Raw genomic sequence first — 8,145 nt, forward strand, 5'->3', positions numbered from 1 at the left:
TGCTTTGCGGAAACGCGGCGGCCAGGACCGTGCCGGGGATCGCTCAGGCGAGCCTTCGTGATCCGGTCGTGGTGGGCGGGTTGTCCCGCCGGACCACGCACCCCGCCCGTCGAGCCGTACGAGGGACTGTCCGGGGGCTATCGCAGGAAGGGATCCACCGCGATCGCCACGAACAGGAGTGACACATAGGTGATCGACCAGTGGAACAGCCGCATCTCCTTGAGCTTGCCGCCGGTCACCTCGGCCTTGGCCCGGTTCTGCAGCCCGTGCGCCTCCCACAGCCAGAAGCCGCCGGCCAGCAGCGCGACCAGGGTGTAGAACCAGCCCGTGTAACCGAGGGGCGTCAGCAGCAGCGAGACCGCGACCATGACCCAGCTGTAGATCACGATCTGCTTGGCGACGACCTTGTTGGAGGCGACGACCGGGAGCATCGGCACGCCCACGCGCGCGTAGTCGTCCTTGACCTTCATGGACAGCGGCCAGTAATGCGGTGGCGTCCAGAAGAACATGACGAGGAAGAGGATGACCGGCGCCCAGGACATGGAGTCCTTGACCGCGGACCAGCCGATGAGCACCGGGAGACAGCCGGCGATACCGCCCCACACGATGTTCTGCGAGGTACGGCGCTTGAGGATCATCGTGTAGACGACGACGTAGAAGAGGAGCGCCCCGAGCGCGAGCCAGGCGGACAGCCAGTTGACGGTCAGGCCGAAGAGGAGGGTCGAGACGACGGCGAGGGTGATGCCGAAGGCGAGGCACTCGCGGGGGCTGACCATGCCGGTGACCAGGGGACGCTGCGAGGTGCGGTCCATGAGCGCGTCGATGTCGCGGTCGATGTACATGTTGAGCGCGTTCGCGCCACCCGCGGAGAGGTAGCCGCCGACACAGGTGAGGAGCACCAGCCCGAGGTCCGGCACTCCCTGCTGGGCCAGGAACATCACCGGAACGGTGGTGATCAGCAGCAGCTCGATGATCCGCGGCTTGGTCAGCGCCACGAACGCCATGACCCGGGCCCCGATCGGCCGCCGGCCCGGGCTCTGGCTCGCCCCGACAATCCCCGCTGGACGGGATTCAACGGCCGTCACGCACACCCCTGACAGAGACATCCCAGCAAGCCTTCGGGTGTGAACTCCCCGTAAAGGCTCGCGCGTACCACGCCACTGTAGACGTTGCCCAGACCCGGACATTCGCGGGGGTGGGGTCGTGTTGGGCGGCCCCTCCGGAAGAGCTGATCACCACTCCATTGAGCACTCGAACGAGCACCTCCGTATTCAGTTGCCGAATGCGGAACGGACCGGTCGGGAGGCGGATCCCCGAGAGTCCCGGCAGTCTGGAATGACTCGAAAAAATGCACGTTCTTACGGGGGTAGGCTCGACAACGGCCGGTGGGCGCCAAGTGCACCGGTATTCCGACATGCGTGACATGTGGAGAGGAGCCCTGACCCAGGGTGAGCACCAAGCCGACCACCACAGACCTCGACTGGACCGAGTTGGACCAGCGGGCCGTTGACACCGCCCGCGTCCTGGCCGCCGACGCCGTACAAAAGGTCGGCAACGGCCATCCGGGAACGGCGATGAGCCTGGCCCCGGCCGCCTACACCCTCTTCCAGAAGGTGATGCGGCACGACCCCGCGGACGCGGACTGGGTGGGGCGCGACCGGTTCGTACTGTCCGCCGGACACTCGTCCCTGACCCTCTACACACAGCTCTATCTGGCCGGTTTCGGCCTGGAGCTGGCGGACCTGGAAGCCTTCCGCACCTGGGGCTCCAAGACTCCGGGCCACCCCGAGTACGGGCACACCACAGGGGTCGAGACCACCACCGGCCCGCTCGGCCAGGGTGTCGCCAACGCGGTGGGCATGGCGATGGCCGCCCGCTACGAGCGCGGCCTGTTCGACCCGGACGCCCCCCAGGGTGAGTCGCCGTTCGACCACTTCATCTACGCGATCGCCGGTGACGGCTGCCTCCAGGAGGGCATCTCCGCGGAGGCGTCCTCGCTGGCCGGCCACCAGGAACTCGGCAACCTGATCCTGCTGTGGGACGACAACCACATCTCGATCGAGGGCGACACCGAGACCGCGGTCTCCGAGGACACCGTCAAGCGGTATGAGGCCTACGGCTGGCACGTCCAGCGCGTCGCCCCGAAGCCGGACGGCGACCTGGACCCGCACGCCATCTACAACGCCATCGAGGCCGCGAAGAAGGTGACGAACAGGCCGTCGTTCATCGCGATGCGCTCGATCATCGCTTGGCCCGCGCCGCACGCGCAGAACACCGAGGCCGCGCACGGCTCGGCGCTGGGCGACGACGAGGTCGCCGCCACCAAGCGTGTGCTGGGCTTCGACCCGGAGAAGTCCTTCGACGTCTCCGACGACGTTCTCAAGCACACCCGCCAGGCCCTGGAGCGCGGCCGCGAGGCCAAGGCCGCGTGGGAGCCCTCGTACCAGGAGTGGCGCACGAACAACCCGGAGCGCGCGGCCGAGTACGACCGCATCGCGGCGGGCGAGCTGCCGGCCGGCTGGGAGGAGAAGCTCCCGGTGTTCGAGGTGGGCAAGGGTGTCGCCACCCGTGCCGCATCCGGCAAGGTGCTCCAGGCGCTCGGCGCGGTCATCCCCGAGCTGTGGGGCGGCTCCGCCGACCTCGCGGGCTCGAACAACACGACGATCGACAAGACCTCGTCGTTCCTCCCGGCGGACAACCCGCTGCCGGAGGCGAACCCCTACGGCCGCACGATCCACTTCGGTATCCGCGAGCACTCCATGGCCGCGGAGCTCAACGGCATCACCCTGCACGGCAACACCCGTGTCTACGGCGGCACGTTCCTCGTCTTCTCCGACTACATGCGCAACGCGGTCCGTCTCTCCGCGCTGATGCACCTGCCGGTGACGTACGTCTGGACGCACGACTCCATCGGTCTCGGCGAGGACGGTCCCACCCACCAGCCGGTCGAGCACCTGGCCTCGCTGCGCGCCATCCCGGGCCTGAACGTCGTACGCCCGGCGGACGCGAACGAGACCGCGATCGCCTGGCGCGAGGTCCTGCGCCGCTACACCAAGGTCTACGGCGAGGGCGCCCCGCACGGTTTCGCGCTGACCCGCCAGGGCGTGCCGACGTACGAGGCCAACGAGGACACCGCCAAGGGCGGTTATGTCCTGTTCGAGGCGTCCACGGGTACGCCCGAGGTGATCCTCATCGGTACCGGTTCCGAGGTGCACGTGGCCGTCGAGGCCCGCGAGCAGTTGGAGGCCTCCGGGGTGCCGACGCGGGTCGTGTCCATGCCCTGCGTGGAGTGGTTCGACGCGCAGGACCAGGGGTACCGGGACAGCGTGCTGCCGCCGTCGGTGCGGGCACGCGTCGCGGTCGAGGCGGGGATCGGTCTGACCTGGTACCGGTTCGTCGGAGACGCCGGTCGCATCGTTTCACTGGAGCACTTCGGGGCTTCCGCCGACGGCAAGGTCCTCTTCCAGGAGTTCGGCTTCACTGCCGAGAATGTGGCCGCCAAGGCCCGGGAATCCATCGCCGCCGCCCAGAGCTGACGCTGACAAACGACACGTAGGAGATGCATTTTCCATGACAGACGCACTCAAGCGCCTCTCCGAGGAAGGCGTCGCGATCTGGCTGGACGACCTGTCGCGCAAGCGGATCACGTCCGGCAACCTCGCCGAACTGATCGACCAGCAGCACGTCGTGGGCGTCACCACCAACCCGTCGATCTTCCAGAAGGCGATCTCGGAGGGCGACGGCTACGACCAGCAGCTCGCCGATCTCGCGGCCCGCAAGGTGACCGTCGAGGAAGCCATCCGCATGATCACGACGGCGGACGTCCGTGACGCCGCCGACATCCTGCGCCCGGTCTTCGACGCCACCGGCGGCCAGGACGGCCGTGTGTCGATCGAGGTCGACCCGCGGCTGGCCCACAACACGGCGGCCACCGTCGCCGAGGCCAAGCAGCTCGCCTGGCTGGTGGACCGTCCCAACACCCTGATCAAGATCCCGGCCACCAAGGCGGGTCTTCCGGCGATCACCGAGACCATCGGCCTGGGCATCAGCGTCAACGTCACGCTGATCTTCTCGCTGGCGCGCTACCGCGAGGTCATGGACGCCTTCATCACCGGCCTGGAGAAGGCCAAGGAGCGCGGCCTGGACCTCTCGAAGATCCACTCCGTGGCGTCCTTCTTCGTGTCCCGCGTGGACACCGAGATCGACAAGCGGATCGACGCGCTGGGCACCGACGAGGCCAAGGCCGCCCGCGGCAAGGCCGGTCTCGCCAACGCGCGGCTCGCCTACGAGGCGTACCAGGAGGTCTTCTCCTCGGACCGCTGGGCCGCCCTCGACAAGGCGCAGGCCAACAAGCAGCGTCCCCTGTGGGCCTCGACGGGCGTCAAGGACAAGGCCTACAAGGACACGCTGTACGTCGACGAGCTGGTGGCGCCGAACACGGTGAACACCATGCCGGAGGCCACCCTTGAGGCCACCGAGGACCACGGCCAGATCACCGGCGACACGATCACCGGCACGTACGAGCAGTCCCGCGCCGAGCTGGCCGCCGTGGAGGCGCTCGGGATCTCGTACGACGACGTGGTGCAGCAACTGGAGGACGAGGGCGTCGAGAAGTTCGAGGCGGCCTGGACCGACCTGCTCAAGTCGACCGAGGCGGAGCTTTCGCGCCTCGCCCCCTCGGAGGGCTGACACCTTGTCGAGCAGCAACCCGCTGCGTGACCCCGCCGACCGACGGCTCCCGCGTATCGCGGGGCCGTCGGGCCTGGTCATCTTCGGCGTCACAGGCGATTTGTCACGCAAAAAGCTGATGCCCGCCGTGTACGACCTCGCGAACCGGGGTCTGCTGCCACCGGGTTTCTCGCTCGTCGGCTTCGCCCGGCGCGAGTGGGCCCACGAGGACTTCGCACAGGAGGTCCACGACGCCGTCAAGGACCACGCCCGTACGCCGTTCCGTGAGGAGGTCTGGCAGCAGCTCGTCCAGGGGATGCGCTTCGTCCAGGGCACCTTCGACGACGACGACGCGTTCGAGCGGCTGCGCGACACGATCGAGGAACTGGACAAGGCACAGGGCACGGGCGGCAACTTCGCCTTCTATCTGTCGGTGCCGCCGCGGTCCTTCCCGGTCGTCATCCAGCAGTTGAAGAAGCACGGTCTCGCCGACCAGGAGAGGGGTTCCTGGCGACGCGCGGTCATCGAGAAGCCCTTCGGCCACGACCTGAAGTCGGCCGAGGAACTCAACGCGATCGTCCACGAGGTCTTCGCCGCGGACCAGGTCTTCCGCATCGACCACTACCTCGGCAAGGAGACCGTCCAGAACATCCTGGCGCTCCGCTTCGCCAACACGATGTTCGAGCCGATCTGGAACCGGTCCTTCGTGGACCATGTACAGATCACCATGGCCGAGGACATCGGCATCGGCGGCCGGGCCGGTTACTACGACGGCATCGGCGCCGCCCGTGACGTCATCCAGAACCACCTGCTCCAGTTGATGGCACTGACCGCGATGGAGGAGCCCGCCTCCTTCTCCGCGGACGCGCTGGCGGCGGAGAAGGAGAAGGTGCTCGGCGCGGTGCGGCTGCCGAAGGACCTCGGCAAGAGCGCGGTCCGCGGGCAGTACGCCGAGGGCTGGCAGGGCGGCGAGAAGGCCGTCGGCTACCTCCAGGAAGACGGCATCGACCCCAAGTCGAAGACCGACACCTACGCGGCCATCAAGGTCGAGATCGACAACCGCCGCTGGGCGGGCGTCCCCTTCTACCTGCGCACCGGCAAGCGGCTCGGCCGCCGGGTCACCGAGATCGCGGTGGTCTTCCAGCGCGCCCCGCACTCCCCCTTCGACCACACGGCGACGGAGGAGCTGGGCCAGAACGCGATCGTCTTCCGGGTCCAGCCCGACGAGGGCGTCACGGTCCGCTTCGGCTCGAAGGTGCCCGGCACCTCGATGGAGATCCGGGACGTGTCCATGGACTTCGCCTACGGCGAGTCGTTCACGGAGTCCAGCCCGGAGGCGTACGAGCGCCTCATCCTCGACGTCCTCCTGGGCGACTCGAACCTCTTCCCGCGCACCGAGGAGGTCGAGCTGTCCTGGAAGATCCTCGACCCGATCGAGCGCTACTGGGACAAGCACGGCAAGCCCGCGCAGTACCAGTCCGGGACGTGGGGCCCGGTCGAGGCGGACGAAATGCTCGCACGAGAGGGACGGAGCTGGCGCCGGCCATGAAGATAGACCTCACCGACACCACTGCCAGCAAGATCAACAAGGCGCTCGTCAAGGGCCGCCGCGCCATCGGCACCCCGGCCGTCGGCATGGTGCTCACCCTCGTCGTCGTCACGGACGAGGAGAACGCCTACGACGCCCTGAAGGCCGCGGGCGACGCGTCGCACGAGCACCCCTCGCGCACGCTCGTGGTCATCAAGCGCGTCTCGCGCTCGCCCCGGGGCCGCACCCAGTCCCGCCTCGACGCCGAGGTACGGGTGGGCGCAGACGCGGGCACCGGCGAGACGGTCGTCCTGAGGCTGTACGGCGAGGTCTCCGACCACGCCCAGTCCGTGGTGCTGCCGCTGCTGCTGCCGGACGCGCCGGTGGTGGTCTGGTGGTCGGTGGACGCGCCGCGCGACCCGGCGAACGACCCGCTGGGCGCCCTGAGCCAGCGCCGGGTCACCGACAGCTACGCGGCGGAGAAGCCCGTCGAGGAGCTGCGGTCCCGCGCCGAGAGCTACGAACCGGGCGACACCGACCTCGCCTGGGCCCGCATCACCCCGTGGCGTTCGATGCTGGCCGCCGCGCTCGACCAGGTCTCCTCGGAGATCGTCTCCGTCGAGGTGGCGGGCGAGGAGTCCAACCCCAGCGTCGAACTGCTCGCGATGTGGCTCGCCGACCGCCTCCACGTGCATGTCCGGCGGGCGATCTCCGCGGGTCCCGGTCTGACCCAGGTCCGCCTGGAGACGACCGGCGGTCCCATCACGCTGCACCGGTCGGACGGGGCGATGGCCACGCTGGCCCTGCCCGGCCAGCCGGACCGCGCGGTGGCGCTCAAGCGCCGTGAGACGTCCGAGCTGCTCGCGGAGGAGCTGCGCAGGCTCGACCCGGACGACACCTACGCGGCCACACTGCGGTTCGGCGTGGACCGGCTGGGCGGCATCCAGTCGGCCGCGGAACGGGCCGAGGCGGCCGCCGACCAGCCCGTACCGGCCCTGCCGGTCCGCGGGGTACCGGACGCGACGCCCGCTTCGGTGTCCGCCTCGGCCTCTCCGGACCAGGGCGGCGCCGACCGGCCCACCCCCGCGAAGATGCCCCCGGTCAAGAAGGCTGATCCGCAGTGAGCACTCCCCAACTCGTCGTCCACCGCGACAAGGAACTGATGGCCCAGGCCGCCGCGGCCCGGCTGATCACGAAGATCGTGGACGCGCAGGCCTCGCGCGGCTACGCCTCGATCGTGCTCACCGGCGGTCGCAACGGCAACGGTGTGCTGGCCGCCCTCGCGGCTCAGCCCGCCCGGGACGCCATCGACTGGAGCCGGCTCGACCTGTGGTGGGGCGACGAGCGCTTCCTGCCCGAGGGCGACCCGGAGCGCAATGTCACCCAGGCCCGCGAGGCACTGCTCGACGCGGTGCCGCTGGACCCGAAGCGCGTGCACGCCATGCCCGCGTCGGACGGCCCCTACGGCGCCGACGTGGAAGCGGCGGCCGCGGGCTACGCCGAGGAACTCGCCCGGTCCGCCGGCCCCGAGAACCATGGCGCCGTCCCCACCTTCGACGTCCTGATGCTGGGCGTCGGCCCGGACACCCATGTGGCGTCGCTCTTCCCGGAGTTGCCCGCCGTACGGGAGACCGAGCGCACGGTGGTCGGTGTGCACGGTGCCCCGAAGCCGCCGCCGATCCGGGTCACCCTGACCCTGCCGGCGATCCGGTCGGCCCGTGAGGTGTGGCTGCTCGCGGCCGGCGAGGACAAGGCCGAGGCTGCGGCGATCGCGCTGTCGGGCGCGGGCGAGATCCAGGCACCGGCGGCCGGTGCCCAGGGCCGCTCCCGCACCCTGTGGCTGCTGGACGCGGCGGCTGCCTCGCAACTGCCGCGCTCGCTGTATCCGCCGGCCTCAGCCTGACACCGGCGTGCCACCGAAGGGCCCGTACGACTTCGGTCGTACGGGC

At 69.5% G+C, this 8,145-nt stretch carries 6 protein-coding genes; 5 read left to right on the forward strand and 1 reads right to left on the reverse strand.

Annotation, left to right across the window (positions count from 1 at the left end; genetic code table 11):
- Positions 1–137 precede the first annotated feature (137 nt).
- Positions 138–1,106, reverse strand: a complete 969-nt coding sequence (locus ABZT04_RS45610; RefSeq protein ID WP_355912945.1) for a heme o synthase — start codon at positions 1,104–1,106, stop codon at positions 138–140.
- A gap of 342 nt (positions 1,107–1,448) precedes the next feature.
- On the opposite strand from ABZT04_RS45610, the gene tkt reads away from it, so the two are divergent.
- Genes tkt through pgl form a run of 5 tightly spaced genes read left to right on the forward strand, consistent with a single transcriptional unit; the run spans position 1,449 to position 8,099 of the window.
- Positions 1,449–3,536, forward strand: a complete 2,088-nt coding sequence (gene tkt / locus ABZT04_RS45615) for a transketolase (protein ID WP_356066552.1) — start codon at positions 1,449–1,451, stop codon at positions 3,534–3,536.
- Between the two features lie 34 nt (positions 3,537–3,570).
- On the forward strand, positions 3,571–4,689 hold the full coding sequence (gene tal, locus ABZT04_RS45620; protein ID WP_356066555.1) for a transaldolase: 1,119 nt from the start codon (positions 3,571–3,573) through the stop codon (positions 4,687–4,689).
- Positions 4,690–4,693: 4 nt separating this feature from the next.
- A complete protein-coding gene (zwf, locus tag ABZT04_RS45625) occupies positions 4,694–6,217 on the forward strand; it encodes a glucose-6-phosphate dehydrogenase (RefSeq protein WP_356066558.1) in 1,524 nt (507 codons plus the stop codon).
- Positions 6,214–7,320: a glucose-6-phosphate dehydrogenase assembly protein OpcA gene (gene opcA, locus ABZT04_RS45630; protein WP_356066561.1), complete on the forward strand. Its 1,107-nt coding sequence runs from the start codon at positions 6,214–6,216 to the stop codon at positions 7,318–7,320. The genes zwf and opcA overlap by 4 nt, the downstream gene beginning before the upstream one ends.
- A complete protein-coding gene (gene pgl, locus ABZT04_RS45635) occupies positions 7,317–8,099 on the forward strand; it encodes a 6-phosphogluconolactonase (RefSeq protein ID WP_356066563.1) in 783 nt (260 codons plus the stop codon). Before opcA ends, pgl begins: the two co-directional genes overlap by 4 nt.
- Positions 8,100–8,145: the final 46 nt, after the last annotated feature.

Origin of the sequence: Streptomyces sp. NPDC005492 (genome assembly GCF_040605995.1) — a bacterium.
Taxonomy (GTDB): Bacteria; Actinomycetota; Actinomycetes; order Streptomycetales; family Streptomycetaceae; genus Streptomyces.